The 17,002-nt window shown below is 71.6% G+C and carries 16 protein-coding genes; 2 read left to right on the top strand and 14 right to left on the bottom strand.

Annotation, left to right across the window (positions count from 1 at the left end; translation table 11 throughout):
* Positions 1–143: 143 nt before the first annotated feature.
* From AB0D46_RS23815 to pgsA, 14 genes are all read right to left on the bottom strand, one after another.
* Positions 144–695: an adenine phosphoribosyltransferase gene (locus AB0D46_RS23815; RefSeq protein WP_362880214.1), complete on the bottom strand. Its 552-nt coding sequence runs from the start codon at positions 693–695 to the stop codon at positions 144–146.
* Positions 692–1,753, bottom strand: a complete 1,062-nt coding sequence (secF, locus tag AB0D46_RS23810) for a protein translocase subunit SecF (protein WP_362880212.1) — start codon at positions 1,751–1,753, stop codon at positions 692–694. Before secF ends, AB0D46_RS23815 begins: the two co-directional genes overlap by 4 nt.
* Before the next feature lie 3 nt (positions 1,754–1,756).
* The gene (gene secD, locus AB0D46_RS23805; RefSeq protein ID WP_362880210.1) at positions 1,757–3,586 is read right to left on the bottom strand and encodes a protein translocase subunit SecD; all 1,830 of its coding nucleotides are present in this window, start codon (positions 3,584–3,586) and stop codon (positions 1,757–1,759) included.
* 151 nt (positions 3,587–3,737) lie between these two features.
* On the bottom strand, positions 3,738–4,226 hold the full coding sequence (yajC, locus tag AB0D46_RS23800; RefSeq protein ID WP_362880209.1) for a preprotein translocase subunit YajC: 489 nt from the start codon (positions 4,224–4,226) through the stop codon (positions 3,738–3,740).
* A 164-nt stretch (positions 4,227–4,390) separates the two neighbouring features.
* Positions 4,391–5,464 (bottom strand): Holliday junction branch migration DNA helicase RuvB, encoded by a 1,074-nt coding sequence (gene ruvB / locus AB0D46_RS23795; RefSeq protein WP_362880207.1) that lies wholly within the window; start codon positions 5,462–5,464, stop codon positions 4,391–4,393.
* A gap of 53 nt (positions 5,465–5,517) precedes the next feature.
* The gene (gene ruvA, locus AB0D46_RS23790; RefSeq protein ID WP_362880205.1) at positions 5,518–6,150 is read right to left on the bottom strand and encodes a Holliday junction branch migration protein RuvA; all 633 of its coding nucleotides are present in this window, start codon (positions 6,148–6,150) and stop codon (positions 5,518–5,520) included.
* Positions 6,147–6,677: a crossover junction endodeoxyribonuclease RuvC gene (ruvC, locus tag AB0D46_RS23785; protein ID WP_362880203.1), complete on the bottom strand. Its 531-nt coding sequence runs from the start codon at positions 6,675–6,677 to the stop codon at positions 6,147–6,149. Before ruvC ends, ruvA begins: the two co-directional genes overlap by 4 nt.
* 111 nt (positions 6,678–6,788) lie before the next feature.
* Positions 6,789–7,541: a YebC/PmpR family DNA-binding transcriptional regulator gene (locus AB0D46_RS23780; protein WP_281205810.1), complete on the bottom strand. Its 753-nt coding sequence runs from the start codon at positions 7,539–7,541 to the stop codon at positions 6,789–6,791.
* A 57-nt stretch (positions 7,542–7,598) separates the two neighbouring features.
* Positions 7,599–8,189 (bottom strand): pyridoxal 5'-phosphate synthase glutaminase subunit PdxT, encoded by a 591-nt coding sequence (gene pdxT, locus AB0D46_RS23775; protein WP_362880201.1) that lies wholly within the window; start codon positions 8,187–8,189, stop codon positions 7,599–7,601.
* A gap of 8 nt (positions 8,190–8,197) precedes the next feature.
* On the bottom strand, positions 8,198–9,115 hold the full coding sequence (gene pdxS / locus AB0D46_RS23770; RefSeq protein WP_362880199.1) for a pyridoxal 5'-phosphate synthase lyase subunit PdxS: 918 nt from the start codon (positions 9,113–9,115) through the stop codon (positions 8,198–8,200).
* A gap of 147 nt (positions 9,116–9,262) precedes the next feature.
* Complete coding sequence (locus AB0D46_RS23765) at positions 9,263–9,805, bottom strand: hypothetical protein (RefSeq protein ID WP_362880198.1); 543 nt, start codon at positions 9,803–9,805, stop codon at positions 9,263–9,265.
* Positions 9,806–9,880: 75 nt separating this feature from the next.
* Positions 9,881–11,053, bottom strand: coding sequence for a glycosyltransferase family 4 protein (locus AB0D46_RS23760; RefSeq protein WP_362880196.1), 1,173 nt, complete (start codon positions 11,051–11,053; stop codon positions 9,881–9,883).
* On the bottom strand, positions 11,050–12,018 hold the full coding sequence (locus tag AB0D46_RS23755; RefSeq protein ID WP_362880194.1) for a phosphatidylinositol mannoside acyltransferase: 969 nt from the start codon (positions 12,016–12,018) through the stop codon (positions 11,050–11,052). Before AB0D46_RS23755 ends, AB0D46_RS23760 begins: the two co-directional genes overlap by 4 nt.
* Positions 12,018–12,701: a phosphatidylinositol phosphate synthase gene (gene pgsA / locus AB0D46_RS23750; RefSeq protein WP_362880193.1), complete on the bottom strand. Its 684-nt coding sequence runs from the start codon at positions 12,699–12,701 to the stop codon at positions 12,018–12,020. Before pgsA ends, AB0D46_RS23755 begins: the two co-directional genes overlap by 1 nt.
* A gap of 243 nt (positions 12,702–12,944) precedes the next feature.
* Here pgsA and AB0D46_RS23745 point away from each other — a divergent pair, with 243 nt between their 5' ends.
* On the top strand, positions 12,945–15,149 hold the full coding sequence (locus AB0D46_RS23745) for an elongation factor G-like protein EF-G2 (RefSeq protein WP_362880191.1): 2,205 nt from the start codon (positions 12,945–12,947) through the stop codon (positions 15,147–15,149).
* Positions 15,150–15,327: 178 nt separating this feature from the next.
* The gene (locus AB0D46_RS23740) at positions 15,328–17,001 is read left to right on the top strand and encodes a hypothetical protein (RefSeq protein WP_362880190.1); all 1,674 of its coding nucleotides are present in this window, start codon (positions 15,328–15,330) and stop codon (positions 16,999–17,001) included.
* Position 17,002: the final 1 nt, after the last annotated feature.

Genomic DNA, 17,002 nt, shown 5'->3' with positions numbered 1-17,002 from the left:
CCCCGTCCCCCCGCGCCCGCCCCGCGGGCCGGGGGCCCGGCGCCCCCCCCGCCGACCCGCGTACGCGGCGGCCCCCGGGGGGGTCCGGGGGCCCGCCGCTCGCGACAGGTACTGCGGCCGCCGCCAGCGGGCGGCGGGTGGGCTCAGACCACGATCAGGGCGTCCAGCGGGGCGCCCGCCAGGGCGTCCGTGAGCCGGGCCCGGCCCGGCAGGAACGACAGTTCCATCAGGACCGCGACGCCCGCGACCTCGGCGCCGGCCCGCCGGATCAGCTCCAGCGAGGCTCCGGCGGTGCCGCCGGTGGCGAGGACGTCGTCGATGACCATGACCTTGTCACCGGCGGTGAGGTCCTCCGCGTGGACCTCGATCTCCGCGGTGCCGTACTCCAGCTCGTAGGACTGCGCGAGCGTGGCGCCCGGCAGCTTTCCGGCCTTGCGGACCGGTACGAAGCCGATGCCCGACTGCACGGCGACCGGGGCGGCCAGGATGAACCCGCGCGCCTCCAGGCCGACGATCTTGGTGGCGCCGTACCGGACGGCCAGCTCCGCCAGCGCGTCCGTCAGGGCCGCGAAGGCCTTCGGGTCGGCCAGCAGCGGGGTGATGTCCTTGAACATCACGCCCGGCTTCGGGTAGTCCGGTACGTCCTTGATCCGGCTGATCAGCAGCTCGTGGACCTCGGGGGAACAGGAGGTCACCGGCGCCGCCTCCCCTGGCCGCCGGAGACGGGCTCGGAGGAGTCGCCGGCCTCGGCGCCCTCGTCCCCGTCGAGCGGCTCGCCCTTCGCCGCGGCGGCCGCGCGCTTGGCGAGGACCCGCTTCTTGAGGGCCTTCATCGCCGGCTCGCGCTCCTTCAGGTCGACGACCAGCGGGGTCGCGATGAAGATCGAGGAGTACGCGCCGGCGGCGAGGCCGACGAACAGCGACAGCGAGATGTCGTTGAGCATGCCCGCGCCCAGGAAGCCGCCGCCGATGAACAGCAGGGCCGCGACGGGGAGCAGGGCGACGACCGTGGTGTTGATCGAGCGGACCAGCGTGCCGTTGATGCTGCGGTTGGCGATCTCGCTGAAGGTGAAGCGGGTCTGCTTCGTGATGTCCTTCGAGCCCTCCTTCAGACCGTCGAAGACGACGACGGTGTCGTAGAGGGAGTAACCGAGGATGGTCAACAGACCGATGACCGTACCCGGGGTGACCTCGAACCCGACCAGCGCGTACACGCCGACCGTGATGGTCAGGTCGTGGATCAGGGCGATCAGCGCGGCGACCGCCATCCGCCACTCGAAGGCGATCGCGAGGTAGATCACCACGAGGATCATGAAGATGGCGAGGCCGGTCCAGGCCTTGTTGGCGATCTGCTCGCCCCAACTCGGTCCCACGAGGTCGGCGTTGATGTCGGCCGCGTTGACCTTGAGGTCGGTGGCGAGCTTGCCCTTGACGTCGGCGGCGGCCGCGGTGTCCAGACCGGAGATCTGGATGCGCATGCCGCCGGAGCCGAGCTCCTGGACGATCGCGTCGTGGCCGGAGATCTTCTCCGCGGCCTCGGTCGCGTGGGCTACGGTGGCGGTCGTCTTCGGCGTGGTGAAGACGGCACCGCCCTTGAACTCGATGCCCATGTTGAGGCCCTGGACGGCCAGGGCGACGATCGCCGTGATGGTGATCAGGATGGAAACGCCGTACCAGAGGAAGCGCTTGCCGACGAAGTCGTAGCCGACCTCACCGCGGTACAGCCTGGCGCCGAGATCTCCCAGCTTCGACATCTCTCACGCCTCCTTTGCGTCGACGGGGGCGGGGACGGGACCGGTGCGGCGGGATCCGCGCAGCGGCGGCTTGGCACCGAGCCGCTTGGGGTCGAGCCCGGACCACGGGTGACCGCTGGAGAAGAACTTCGTGCGGGCCAGCAGCGTCATGATCGGCTTGGTGAAGAGGAACACCACGACCACGTCGAGCAGGGTCGTCAGACCCAGTGTGAAGGCGAAGCCCTGCACCTTGCCCACCGTGACGATGAACAGCACCGCGGCGGCGAGGAAGGACACGAAGTCCGACACCAGGATGGTGCGCCGGGCACGCGGCCACGCGCGCTCGACGGCCGGACGCAGGGTGCGGCCCTCGCGGATCTCGTCCCGGATGCGTTCGAAGTACACGATGAACGAGTCCGCCGTGATGCCGATGGCCACGATGGCGCCGCAGACCGCCGGCAGGTTGAGGGCGAAGCCGATGCCCTTGCCGAGGAGCGACATGATCGTGTAGGTCAGCACCGCGGACACCAGGAGGCTGATGATCGCGATGAAGGCCAGACCGCGGTAGTAGACCAGCAGGTAGATCACGACGAGGACGAGGCCGATGGCGCCGGCGATGAGACCGGCCCTCAGCTGCTCGCCGCCGAGCGCGGGGGTGACGGTCGTGACGCTGTCCTCCTGGAAGGACAGGGGCAGGGCGCCGTAGGACAGCATGTTGCCCAGGTCCTGGGCGCTCTCCTGGGTGAAGCCGCCGGAGATCTCGGCGTTGCCGCCGGTCAGCGCCTGGCTGACGGAGGGGTCGGAGATGACCTTGCCGTCGAGGACGATGGCGAACTGGTTCTGCGGGGACTGCTTGGTGGCCAGCTCGCCGGTGATCTTGGCGAACTTGTCGGCGCCCTTGTCGGTGAACTGCATCTGGACGATCCAGCCGCCACCGCGCTGCGTGTCGACGACGCCCTTGGCGTCCTTGACGTCCTGACCGTCGACCTGGGCCGGACCGAGGACCCACTTGAACCACTGGGTGTCACGCTGGCCGCAGGCGACCATCGAGTCCTCGGGCTTGGCGCCCTGGGCGGCCGCGGTGCGCTGGGCCGGGTCGGTGCAGTCCAGTGCGGCGAACTTCGTCTGCAGGTCGGCGACGGCGGGGTCCACCGGCGGGGCGCTCGCGTCGGGGGACGCGGAGGGCGACCCGGACGGGGCACCGGAAGCCGAGGGGGTCGCCTTGTTGTCGTCTGCCTTCTTCGACCCGCTCGCCGAGGGCGAGGGGGTGGGCGCGCTGGGGGCCTTGAGGGCCTCGCTGAGCGCACGGCCCTGGGAAGTGGCGCTGGACGACGGGGTGGCCGGGGCGGACGGCTTGCCGCTGCCCTCGGCCTTCGGCGGCGCGGAACCGCTCGTGGAGGGGCTCGGGGAGCCGCTCGGAGTGGCCTCGGGGGCGATCGGGGCGCCGTCGGCGACGGCGAGCACCGGGCGGAAGTAGAGCTGCGCGGTGGTACCGACCTGCTCGCGCGCCTGCTGCTCGTTCACACCCTTGGGGATGTTCACGATGATGTGGTCGGTGCCCTGCGTCTGGACCTCGGCCTCCGAGACGCCGAGACCGTTGACACGGCGGTCGATGATGCCGACCGCGGTGTTCATGTTGGTCTCGTTGATGGCGTTCGGCTTGCCGGGCTCGCTCTTCGCCTTGAGCGTGATGCTCGTACCGCCCGCGAGGTCGATGCCCAGGCGGGGAGTGGTCTGCTTCGAGAGGAACATCCCCGCGGTCAGCGCCACCATCGCGATCAGGATGAGGGCCAGGGCGCGCCCCGGCCTCCCCTGAGCCCCCGTGGGCCGCCGGCCCTTCTTCGGTGCTGCCACCTTGTCGTTTCTCCCTGTCCAACCGTCCCGCGCCGGGTCAGCGCGCGGACGGCCACGAAATGTGTGGTGGGGACCCCTGCCCCCCGCAGAAGTTCACTACGGGTACCGCGGCGGTCGCCGGTCGGGCGCCACCGCGGTTCCCGGCCCGGTGCTACTTGGCGCCGGGCTCGCCGTCCTTGGGCTCGTCACCCTTGGGCTCGTCGCCCTTGCCCAGGTCGAGCTTGGGGGCGTCGGTGACGTCCGTGGACGCGTCCTTCGACAGATCGGCCTTGGGCTGGTCCGTCGTGGGGGCGTCGGTCCCGGTCAGCGAGGAGGCGTCGTCCGGCACGACCGGCGTGTCGTTCGTCGGATCATCGGTGATTCCGTGGACGATGCGGTTGTACTCCTCGTCCTCCAGGACGGCGCCGATGGAGTTCTTCGCGTAGATCGCGTGGACACCGGGAGCCACCTCGAGGGTGACCGTGTCCTCACCGATCTCCTTCACCGTGGCGTACATGCCGCCGATGGTGCGGACCCCGGTGCCGGGCGTCATTTCGTTGCGCATCTGCGCGGCCGCCTGCTGCTTCTTCTTGGCGGAACGGGTCATCAGGAACATGGCCCCGATGAGCACGATGAACGGGAGGAGTGTCACGAGATTCACGGGACGGAGATCCTTCGCACGACCGTACGGACGACGGCCTTCTTCTACGGGGGTGGGCACGCCGACCCGAAGGGTCGGCATCGGCGGAGTCTAGGCGAGTCCGCACCGATGGAACAACGCCCAGCATGGCACCGCAGTTCCTGACCGGTCGAACCTCCGCGCCGTCAGGCCCCGAACAAGCCCTGTTGTCCGCTTGATCCACTCGCGCCGTGCTGCGGGGGTACGAGCCCCAGGTGGGCCCATGCGGCGGGGGTCGCGACCCGCCCGCGGGGCGTCCTGGCCAGCAGGCCCTCCCGGACCAGGAAGGGCTCGGCGACCTCCTCCACCGTCTCCCGTTCCTCCCCGACCGCGACCGCGAGGGTGGAGAGGCCGACGGGACCGCCGCCGAACAGCTTGAGCAGGGCCTCCAGCACGGCCCGGTCCAGCCGGTCGAGACCGCGCGCGTCCACCTCGTAGACCTGGAGGGCCGTTTCGGCGACCGAACGGTTGATCACCCCGTCGGCCCTGACCTGGGCGTAGTCCCGGACCCGGCGCAGGAGCCGGTTGGCGATGCGGGGGGTGCCGCGGGAGCGTCCGGCGATCTCGGCGGCGCCGGCGGTGTCGATCTCGACGTCGAGGAGGCGGGCCGAGCGGTGGATGACGCGTTCCAGCTCCTCGGGGACGTAGAACTCCATGTGCCCGGTGAAGCCGAAGCGGTCGCGCAGCGGCGGGGGCAGCAGCCCGGCGCGGGTGGTGGCGCCGACGAGGGTGAAGGGCGGCAGTTCCAGGGGGATGGCGGTGGCGCCGGGGCCCTTGCCGACGATGACGTCGACGCGGAAGTCCTCCATGGCCATGTACAGCATCTCCTCGGCGGGCCGGGACATGCGGTGGATCTCGTCGAGGAAGAGGACCTCGCCCTCCTGGAGGGAGGAGAGGATCGCGGCGAGGTCGCCGGCGTGCTGGATGGCGGGGCCGGAGGTGATCCGGATCGGGGCGCCCATCTCGGCCGCGATGATCATGGAGAGGGTGGTCTTGCCGAGGCCGGGCGCGCCCGAGAGCAGGACGTGGTCGGCGGTGGCGCCGCGCTGCTTGGCCGCCTTGAGGACGAGGTCCAGCTGCTGGCGGACCTTTTCCTGACCGACGAACTCGCCGAGGTCCTTGGGACGCAGCGCGGCCTCGACGGCCGTGTCCTCCCCGTCGGCGGCGGAGGCCACGATGCGGGCCTCGTCCTCGGCGGTGCTCTCGTCGTCCCAGTTCACGGTGTCGCTCTGCCTTCTCGGTATGCGCTGTGGTCGGTCGTACGCGGCTGCGGTCAGCGGGCGCGGTTGAGGGACTGGAGGGCCGCGCGCAGCAGCTGCGGGACCGGGGCGGAGCCGCCGGCGGCGATGGCGGCCTCGGCCTGCGGGGTGACGGCGTCGACCGCCTCGTCGGCGTCGCGGGAGGCGTAGCCGAGGCCGATCAGGGCGGCCTGGAGCTGTTCGCTCCAGGGGGCGGGGCCGGTGGCCGCGGCCCGCTGGGCGCCGACGAGGCCGCCGGAGCCGAGGGGGGAGCCCAGTTTGTCCTTGAGCTCCAGGAGGAGCTTCTGCGCGCCCTTCTTGCCGATGCCGGGCACGGCCGTCAGGGCCTTCTCGTCGCCGGTGGAGACGGCGAGGCGCAGCGCGTCGGGGCGGTGCACGCCGAGCATCGCCTGGGCGAGCCGGGGGCCGACCCCGCTGGCGCTCTGGAGCAGCTCGAAGACCTGGCGCTCGTCGTCGTCGGCGAAGCCGTACAGGGTGAGCGAGTCCTCCCGGACGACCAGGGAGGTGGCCAGTCGGGCCGGCTCGCCGAGGCGCAGGGCGGCGATGGTGTTCGGCGTGCAGTGGACGGCCATGCCCACTCCCCCGACCTCGACGACGGCCAGGGTGGGGGCGAGGGCGGCGACGGGGCCGCTGACGAAGGCGATCATCGGGTACGGCCTTTCGAGGCGTGCAGGGCGACCGCCTGCTGGAGGCGGTTCTGGGCGGGAGCCCGCCAGATGTGGCAGATGGCGAGGGCGAGGGCGTCGGCGGCGTCGGCCGGGCGGGGCGGTTCGGCGAGCCGCAGCAGGCGGGTCACCATGGCGCCGACCTGCGCCTTGTCGGCCCGGCCGGTTCCGGTGACGGCGGCCTTGACCTCGCTGGGGGTGTGCAGGGCGACGGGGATGCCGCGCCGGGCGGCGCACAACATGGCGACGGCGCTGGCCTGGGCGGTACCCATCACGGTGCTGACGTTGTGCTGGCTGAAGACCCGTTCCACGGCCACGACCTCGGGCCGGTGCGCGTCGAGCCATTCCTCGATGCCCTGTTCGATGGCGACGAGCCGCAGTCCCAGTTCGGCGTCCGCCGGGGTCCGTACGACACCGACGCCGATCATGGTCAGGGGGCGGCCGGCGACGCCCTCGACCACGCCGACGCCGCACCGCGTCAACCCCGGATCCACGCCGAGTACTCGCACCGCGTCCCCCTCCCTCGCTCACCCGTCCGCGTCCGTGCAGGTTAGCGGGCGCCACTGACAAAGCGACGGGCCGACGGGGTGTGTCCCCGTCGGCCCGTCGCTGGTGCCCGGTCAGGCGTCGACCTGCTCCATGACCTCGTCCGACACGTCGAAGTTGGCGAAGACGTTCTGCACGTCGTCGCTGTCCTCCAGCGCGTCGATCAGCTTGAAGATCTTGCGCGCGCCCTCTTCGTCCAGCTCGACCTGCATGGTCGGCAGGAAGTTGGAGTCGGCCGAGTCGTAGTCGATGCCGGCCTCCTGGAGGGCGGTACGGACCGCGACCATGTCGGTGGCCTCGCTGATGATCTCGAAGCTCTCGCCGAGGTCGTTGACCTCTTCGGCGCCGGCTTCCAGCACCGTCTCCAGGACGTCGTCCTCGGACAGCTCGCCCTTGGGCAGCAGCACGACGCCCTTGCGGTTGAACAGGTACGAGACCGAGCCCGGGTCGGCCATCGAACCGCCGTTGCGGGTCATGGCGACGCGGACGTCGGAGGCGGCACGGTTGCGGTTGTCGGTGAGGCACTCGATGAGCACCGCGACGCCGTTGGGGCCGTAGCCCTCGTACATGATCGTCTCGTAGTCGGCGCCGCCGGCCTCCAGGCCGCCGCCGCGCTTGACCGCGGAGTCGATGTTCTTGTTCGGGACCGAGCTCTTCTTGGCCTTCTGGATGGCGTCGAAGAGGGTCGGGTTGCCATCGATGTCGGCGCCGCCCATACGGGCCGCGACCTCGATGTTCTTGATCAGCTTCGCGAAGAGCTTGCCGCGCTTGGCGTCAACCACGGCCTTCTTGTGCTTCGTCGTAGCCCATTTAGAGTGGCCGGACATCTGCCTGTCTCCTTCGCGTCACCAACAGTGTTCGCCTCAGATCCTACCGGGACGCCGTTACGCCGCCGCGCGCACCATGTCGACGAAGTAAGCGTGGACGCGGTCGTCGCCGGTCAGTTCGGGGTGGAACGAGGTGGCCAGCACGTTGCCCTGTCGGACGGCCACGGTGTGGCCCTCGTACCTGGCCAACACCTCGACGGCGCCGCCGACGGACTCGACCCACGGGGCGCGGATGAAGACGCCCTCGACGTCGCCGCCCGCTATGCCCGCGAACTCGATCCGCGCCTCGAAGGACTCGTTCTGCCGACCGAAGGCGTTGCGGCGCACGATCATGTCGATGCCGCCGAGCGTCTCCTGGTCGTCACGACCGTCCAGCAGCTTGTCGGCGAGCATGATCATCCCGGCGCAGGTGCCGTACACGGGCATGCCGGCGCGGACGCGCTCGCGCAGCGGCTCCAGCATGCCGAACAGCACGGCGAGCTTCGACATGGTCGTGGACTCGCCGCCGGGGATCACCAGGGCGTCGACCTCGGCGAGCTCCTCGGGACGCCGGACCGGCCTGGCCACGGCGTCCGCCGCGGCCAGGGCGATCAGGTGCTCCCGTACGTCGCCCTGGAGTGCCAGGACACCAATCACGGGGTTGGTCATGGCAGTGACTACCAGCCGCGGTTGGCGTAGCGCTCGGCCTCGGGGAGGGTGTCGCAGTTGATGCCGACCATGGCCTCGCCCAGGTTGCGGGAGGCGTCCGCGATGATCTTCGGGTCGTCGTAGAAGGTGGTGGCCTTCACGATGGCGGCGGCGCGCTTGGCCGGGTCACCCGACTTGAAGATGCCGGAGCCGACGAAGACGCCCTCGGCGCCGAGCTGGCGCATCAGCGCGGCGTCGGCGGGGGTGGCGACGCCACCGGCGGAGAACAGCACGACCGGGAGCTTGCCGAGCTCGGCGACCTCCTTGACGAGCTCGTACGGGGCGCGCAGCTCCTTGGCGGCGGCGAACAGCTCGTTGTTGTCGTAGCCGCGCAGGCGGGCGATCTCGTTCTTGATCTGGCGCAGGTGACGTACGGCCTCGACGACGTTGCCGGTGCCGGCCTCGCCCTTGGAACGGATCATGGCCGCGCCCTCGGCGATGCGGCGCAGGGCCTCGCCCAGGTTGGTGGCACCACAGACGAAGGGGGTGGTGTACGCCCACTTGTCGGAGTGGTTGACCTCGTCGGCCGGGGTCAGGACCTCGGACTCGTCGATGTAGTCGACGCCGAGGGACTGCAGGACCTGCGCCTCGACGAAGTGGCCGATGCGGGACTTGGCCATGACGGGGATCGAGACGGCCGCGATGATCTCTTCGATCATGTTGGGGTCGGACATGCGGGCCACGCCGCCGTCCTTGCGGATGTCCGCGGGGACCCGCTCCAGGGCCATGACGGCCACGGCGCCGGCGTCCTCGGCGATCTTCGCCTGCTCGGCGTTGACCACGTCCATGATCACGCCGCCCTTGAGCTGCTCGGCCATGCCGCGCTTGACGCGGGAGGTGCCGATGGCCGACTCAGCGGACTGGGGGGAGGGGGGAAGCGTGCTCACGGGTTGACCTCACTCGAAAGGAAGACGGGTGCTACTCCACTGAGAAAACCCCACCGACCAGGCCACGGCAAGGGCCAATGTGGAGCCGGTGGCCTCTCCATTTGTCCCTCGCGGCTCTAGGAGGTGTCCCCGGAGGAGCACGCGGTCCTACGCCGGCCGATCCGCGAGGTACGCCGGAGGCTCGTCGTCCATTTCGAAGGCGAGCGGGAACGGGGCGTGTCCCGCCAGCCGGAACCAGCGCACCTTGCGGTGTCGACGCAGCGCGCGGGCCGCCCGTACGGCGTCGTTCAGGAACCGCCGCGCCATCGGCACCCGGCGCACCGCCGCCGCCAGCTCCTCGGCGGCCGCCTCGCCGCCCGGGGCTGCCTTGAGCACCTCGACCTGGTCGGCGTCCGCGAACACCGCGCGCAGCGCCTGGCTGAGCTCGCTCTCGGCGACCTCGCGGTGCTCCTCCTCGGCCTGCCGGGCGGCGTGCGCGGCCTCGTACATGACGAGGGAGGACGCGGGGTCCAGCACCCCGGAGGTCGCCACCTCCACCACCACCGAGGCGCGTCGCACGAGCTGCGCGTCGAGTGCGGCCCGAGCGGCGTCCATCCGCGTGTGCAGCCGGTCGAGACGGCCGGCGGTCCAGCTGAGGTAGACGCCGACGACGCCCAGCGCCACGGCGATCCAGACAAGGTTTTCGATCACGGGCCGCGACACTACCCGCCCGCGCCCCACCCCCGCTCCCCCCTGCCTCGGCTGACGGGCCGCCCGTAAGACGCCCTAGGAGGGTGTGGTGTCCCGGGAGAAGCCCAGGCGGGTGCGCAGGGGGATGCGCTCGTCGGCGGCGACCGCGGCCGCGCCGTCCGTGACGGTCTCGTAGACGGCGAGGATGTCCGCGCCGACCGTCGACCAGTCGAAGCGGCGTACGTGCGCGGAACCGCGGGCGCTCAGTTCGGCCCGCCGGGCCGGGTCGCGGAGCAGGGCGACGGCCGCGTCGGCGAGGGAGGCGGGGTCCTCGTTCGCGAAGAGTTCGCCGGCCGCGCCCTGGTCCAGGACCTGCGCGAACGCGTCGAGGTCGGAGGCGAGGACCGCCGCTCCCGCGGACAGGGCCTCGACCAGGATGATCCCGAAGCTCTCGCCGCCGGTGTTGGGCGCGACGTAGACGTCCACGCTGCGCAGCAGGCGGGCCTTGTCCTCGTCGGAGACCATGCCGAGGAACTCGACGCGCGAGCGCAGCTCCGCGGGCAGGCCGGCGACCGCCTCCTCCTCGTCGCCGCGGCCGGCGACCAGCAGCCGTACGTCGGGGCAGGCCTCGACGATCCGGGGGAAGGCGGCCATGAGCACGGGCAGACCCTTGCGGGGTTCGTCGATGCGGCCGATGAAGCCGAGCGTCTGCCCGCCCCACTCCGCCTTGGGGTCGGCGTCGGCGAAGAAGTCGACGTCCACCCCGTTCGGGATGACCACGGCGTCCCCGCCCAGGTGCTCCACGAGGGTGCGCCGGGCGTACTCGCTGACCGCGATCCGCGCGCTGATCTTCTCCAGCGCCGGCTGGAGGATCGGGTACGCGGCGATCATGGCGCGGGAGCGCGGGTTGGAGGTGTGGAAGGTGGCCACGATCGGCCCCTGCGCGGCCCAGCAGGACAGCAGCCCGAGCGAGGGGGAGGCCGGCTCGTGGATGTGGATGACGTCGAAGACCCCGTCGTGCAGCCAGCGCCGTACGCGGGCGGCCGACAGGAAGCCGAAGTTCAGCCGGGCGACCGACCCGTTGTAGGGCACCGGCACCGCCCGTCCCGCCGAGACCACGTAGGGCGGCAGCGGGGTCTCGTCGTCGGCCGGGGCCAGCACCGACACCTCGTGCCCCAGCCGGATCAGGTGTTCCGCCAGGTCACGGATGTGGAACTGGACTCCGCCCGGGACGTCCCACGAGTACGGGCACACGATGCCGATCTTCACTTCGCGCGCTCCTCGGAGTCGGCCGGGGCGGCCCGGTCGGTGCGGCCCGGCACGTCCGGTACGTCGGCCCGCTCCTCCAGGTCGTCCAGCCAGAGCCGTTGCAGCATGTGCCAGTCCTGCGGGTGCGCGGCGATGCCCTGGGCGAAGGCGTCCGCGACGGCCTGGGTCATCGTGGCGGTCTTCTCGATCCGGGTTCCCGTCCCCGGAACCGGCACCTCGGGGTGGATCCGGCCGAACATCACCGGCGATTCCCCGTAGTGCAGGGTCGCCGGGAGCAGCACGGCGCCCGTCTGCTGGGCCAGCAGGGCGGGACCGGCGGGCATGCGGGCGGTGGCGCCGAAGAAGTCCACCTCGATGCCGGAGGACGAGAGGTCCCGGTCGGCGACGAGGCAGACGAGCCCGCCGGCGCGCAGCCGGCGGGCCAGGGTGCCGAAGGCGGCGCCGCCGCTGTGCGGCAGGACCTCCATGCCGAGGCTCTCCCGGTAGGCCACGAAGCGGTCGTAGAGCGATTCGGGCTTGAGCCGCTCGGCGACCGTGGTGAAGGCGACGCCGATGTGGCCGATGGCCCAGGCCCCGGCGAGGTCCCAGTTGGCCAGGTGGGGCAGCGCCACGACGACCCCGCGTCCACTGGCGAGGGCGTCGCGCAGCAGGTGCTCGTCCTGGAACCGGACCTCCGTGCCGAACCGCTCGGGGTTCATCGTCGGCAGCCGGAAGGACTCCATCCAGTAGCGCATGTACGAGCGCATGCCGGCCTTGGAGAGTTCCCGCAGCCGCTCGGGCGAGGCGTCGGGGACGACCCGGGCCAGGTTGGACTCCAGCCGGAGCACGCTCTTGCCGCGGCGCTTCCACACCACGTCGGCGATCTTGCGGCCGAGGGCGACCGCGGCCGGTTCGGGGAGCTTCTTCACCCCCGCCCAACCGAGCCCGTAGAGGCCGTCGACCAGCTTGTCCCGCGCCGTGCCCATCAGGTGGTACCGCTCTCGGTGGAGGAAGGGGGTCCGGCGGCGGCCTCGGCCGCGTCGGCCTCGGCGGCTTCCCGGCGTACGGTGACCACCCGCTGGATCAGGGTGACGAGCGAGCCGACGGCGACGACCCACAGCGCGATCGGCAGCAGGACGCCGATCCACGAGGGCACCCCGAAGGTCTCCAGGCCGGACAGGCCGGCCGCGACCAGGGAGATCACCAGCCGCTCGGCCCGTTCGATGAGCCCGTTGACGGCGACGGGGAGCCCGATCGACTCGCCGCGGGCCTTGGTGTAGGAGACCACCTGGCCGCTGGCCAGGCAGAAGATGGCGACCGCGCAGAGGACGTTGTCGTGGCCGGCGCCCGCGTACCAGAGCGCGAGCCCGCCGAAGATCGCCGCGTCCGCCACCCGGTCGAGGGTCGAGTCGAGGAACGCGCCCCACCGGCTGGAGACGCCGGCCTGGCGGGCCATGTTCCCGTCCACCAGGTCGGAGAAAACGAAGAGGGTGATGGTGATCGTGCCCCAGAAGAACTCGCCCCTGGGGAAGAAGACCAGCGCGCCGGCCACCACGCCGGCGGTGCCGATCAGGGTGACCGCGTCGGGGCTCACCCCCCGACGGAGGAGGAACGCGGCGAACGGCGTGAGAACACGCGTGAAGAATGCACGCGCGTACTTGTTCAGCATGGCCTTCCCGGAGGGTCGCTGGGCCGCACGGCCACCACGGCCACCGGCTGGCCCATCGTAGCCGGCGCCCGGGGCCCGCACGGCCGCGCACCCACCGGTTCGCTCCCGGCGATCCGCCCGGAGGGTCCGGTTCACGCCACCGGCCGGCGAGGGTACGACGTATGGACGCAGTGTGACGCCGGTGCAAAGCTCGAAGGACCCCGATCACCCCTCCTCACCGCGACACCGGGAGGCACGAGCACCATGGGAGCCACATCACACCAAGCCGGGGCCGCCGGCAGGGCACTGACGGCCGACCGCCCCGCTTCCGTACGGAACGTCGTGCTGGTCGGCCACAGCGGCGCCGGGAAGACCACTCTGGTCGAGGCGCTGGCCCTGACCGCCGGGGCCGTGAACAGGGCCGGGCGGGTCGAGGACGGCACCTGCGTCTCCGACCACGACGAGATCGAGCAGCGCCGGCACCGGTCCGTGCAGCTCTCGCTGGTGCCCGTCGAATGGGCCGGAATCAAGATCAACATCCTGGACACTCCCGGATACGCCGACTTCGTCGGGGAACTCAGGGCCGGTCTGCGCGCCGCGGACGCGGCCCTCTTCGTCGTCTCCGCCTCGGACGGCATCGACGGGGCCACCCGGATGGTCTGGGACGAGTGCGAGGCCGTCGGCATGCCGCGCGCCATCGTCGTCACCCATTTGGAGGCAGCCCGGGCCGACTACGCGCAGATGACCGACGTCTGCGGGCAGATCTTCGGCGCGGACGACCCGGACGCCGTCGTCCCCCTGTACCTGCCGCTGCACGGACCGGCCGGCGTCGACGGCCACAGCCCCGTCACCGGCCTGCTGGGCCTCCTGTCCCGGCGCGTGTACGACTACGCCTCGGGCGAGCGCGTCGAGCGCGATCCGGACCCCGCCGAGCTCGCCCTCATCGACGCCGCCCGCTCCCGCCTCATCGAGGGGATCATCGCGGAGAGCGAGGACGAGGGCCTCATGGACCGCTACCTCGGCGGCGCGGACCTCGACCTGAAGACCCTGGTGGACGACCTGGAGCGGGCCGTCGCCCTCGGCGCCTTCCACCCGGTCCTGATGGCCGCCCCCGCCGCCGACGGCGCCCGCCAGGGCCTCGGCACCGTCGAGCTCCTCGAACTGATCACGGGCGGCTTCCCCACCCCGCTGGAACGCGCCCCGCTCACCGTCACCGCCCCGGACGGCTCCCCCCGCCCCGACGTCGGCTGCGACCCCGACGGGCCCCTGCTCGCCGAGGTCGTCAAGACCTCCTCCGACCCGTACGTCGGCCGCGTCTCCCTCGTCCGCGTCTTCTCCGGCACCCTGCGCCCCGAGCAGGCCGTCCACGTCAGCGGTCACGGCCTCGCCGACCGCGGTCACGCGGACCACGACCTCGACGAGCGCACCGGCGCCCTCACCTCCCCCTTCGGCAAGCAGCAGCGCATTCTCGGCCACTGCATCGCGGGCGACCTGGCCTGCGTGGCCAAACTCACCCGCGCCGAGACCGGCGACACCCTCTCCGCCAAGGAGGCCCCGCTGCTGATGGAGCCCTGGCGGATGCCGGAGCCGCTGCTCCCCCTCGCCATCGAGGCCCACAGCAAGGCCGACGAGGACAAGCTCTCCCAGGGACTCGCCCGGCTGGTCGCCGAGGACCCCACGATGCGGCTGGAGCAGAACCCGCACACCCACCAGCTCGTCCTGTGGTGCCTCGGCGAGGCCCATCAGGACGTCGCGCTGGAGCGGCTGCGGAGCCGCTACGGGGTCCAGGTCGACCCCGTCGCCCACAAGGTGAGCCTGCGCGAGACCTTCGGCGCCAAGGCCGCCGGCCGCGGCCGGCACGTCAAGCAGTCCGGCGGCCACGGCCAGTTCGCCATCTGCGAGATCGAGGTCGAACCGCTGCCGCCCGGCAGCGGCATCGAGTTCGTCGACGAGGTCGTCGGCGGCTCGGTCCCCCGCCAGTTCATCCCGTCCGTGGAGAAGGGCGTCCGCGCCCAGGCCGCCCGCGGGCTCGCGACGGGCCATCCGCTGGTCGACGTACGGATCGTCCTGCGCGACGGCAAGGCGCACTCCGTGGACTCCTCCGACGCCTCGTTCCAGACCGCGGGCGCCCTCGCCCTGCGCGAGGCCGCCGCCGGCACCTCGATCCAGCTCCTGGAACCCGTCGCCGAGGTCGACGTCCTCGTACCGGACGAGTACGTCGGCCCGGTCATGAGCGACCTCGCCGGTCGGCGCGGTCGCGTCGTCGGCACCGAGCAGGCGGGCGCCGGGCGCACCCGGGTGCGCGCCGAGGTCCCGGAGATCGAGATCGACCGGTACGCCGTGGACCTGCGCTCCGTCTCGCACGGCACGGGCCGGTTCACGCGGGCGTACGCCCGGCACGAACCGATGCCCGCGCCGATCGCGGACAAGCTGCGCGAACAGGCGGAGAAGGGAAGCCGTCTGACATAGCGCCAGGGCGACCGCCCACCCAACCGGCTTGCGGTGGGCGGTATTTCCCTGTCCCATGACCATGCGGTGACGTCCGCCGATAAACTCGTCCGCGCGGCGGGGAACACGAGCGACGAGCACGGCACGGAGCCGGGCGCGGCACGACGAAGAGCACAGTGGCACGGCGATGGGGGCAGCGGTGGCGGACGACGGATTCGACTTCAGGCCCGGGGCACAGATTCCTCTCCAGGGGGGCGGCGGCCAGACCGCGGCCACCAACGCGTTGGCCTCCGCCGCGTACCGGGACGGCGGCAAGGACACCAAGCTGTCCTCCATACTCGGGGCCAACAGCGAGCTGCACCCGGCCTCGGTCAAGGAGGCGAAGCTCTCCCTCTTCGAACCGAACCTCGGCGAGGCCTTCTGCCGGGCCGTGGAGGCCCGCACCCTGGGCGCCGGCCGCAAACCCCTCATCCAGTCCTTCGGCGCCGACCCGCAGACCGTCGTGGAGCACTGCCTGGCCGCCTCCCGCATCCGCAAGGACCGCGACCGCCGGCTGCGCATGATCACGCTGGTCTGCGGGGTGCTGTTCCTCCCCGGAACGCTGCTGTGGGTGGGCCTCTTCCAGCTGCGCAAGTCCCTGTCGAAGGGCGGCGGGAAGACGAGCTGGATCGGGACCGCCCTGCTCGTCGCCATCGCCCTGTTCGCCGCGATCCTGCTGTACCGGGTGATCAAGCGCGAGCCCGGCAGCGGCTTCCTGGAGCTGTACCTGCTCGGCTCGCTCGCCGCCCCGGTCATCGGCTGGTACCTGGCCCGCCGGATCTGCGAGAACACCGCCGCCGACCTGCGTTCGCGCTGGGACGGCCTGCTCGGCGGCGGGGGCGTCGCCGCGAAGATCCCCGACGCGGTGCCCGGCAACCCCGACGAGAAGGCCCGCGAGGACCTGCGCCGCCAGCTGGCGAAGCTCACCGCCGAGGACCGCAGCAACTCCGTGTTCTACGCCGGCCCCAAGGGCATACTCGGCATGGGCACCCGGTGGGGCAACTGGCAGATGGCCGAGGAGCTGACCCCCGCGACCGAGGGCCACGAGATCCACCCGTTCCGCAGCTGGGACGTCATACGTGCGATCGACACGCAACTGCGCAAGCTGGAGCGCGGCCCGCTGCACACCGGCGGCTTCCCGGCGGCCTCGATCCAGCACTGGGTCGTCACGCCCGTCGGCGAGGGCGCGGCTGAGGTGGCCCGACCGACCGGCGAGAACGTCGACACCTTCCTGATCAAGCCGCACGAGATCACCCGCATCTGCAACGAGCAGCAGTTCAGCGCCGGCAACCGGCACTACCTCGGCATCCAGTACCCGCTCTGGGACGGCCAGCTCGTCATCACGATGCTGGTCACCGTGACCGTGCTCTACAAGACCCTGCGCGTGGACGTCACCGCGCACGCCCTCGGCCCCGTCCACGGCCTGTTCACCACCAAGTCCAAGGCCCCGGTGGTCGAGGTCCCCAAGTCGGTCCGTTTCTGGGAGACCGTGGAGCGTCCGCTGCGGCTCGTGGACGCCTCCGAGGTCGTACGCCTGGCCGTGCGCGCGCCCCTGACCTGGTACCCCCCGCTGCTGGACCACTTCGGCGGCAAGCTGGTGCTGCCCGAGCCCTTCGGCCTGCGGCACGTCTGGGCGGGCTCCATGTGGCGCCACCGCTTCATGGCGGACGACGCGCTGCGCACGGTCGCGCCGGTGCTGCGGGCCGTGCACGCGGCGACGTTCAAGGTGCTGGAGGAGAACGGCGTCGACACCGAACGCTTCACCAACCGTGCCTCCATCATGAGCGGCATGATCCAGGAGCCCTCCCCCCGCAAGGCGGACGTGTACGAGTAAG

This window comes from Streptomyces sp. NPDC048383 (assembly GCF_040651775.1).
Classification (GTDB): Bacteria; Actinomycetota; Actinomycetes; order Streptomycetales; family Streptomycetaceae; genus Streptomyces.
The sequence above is the reverse complement of the archived record's forward strand: the minus strand, read 5'-3'. Positions and strand labels throughout refer to the sequence as shown.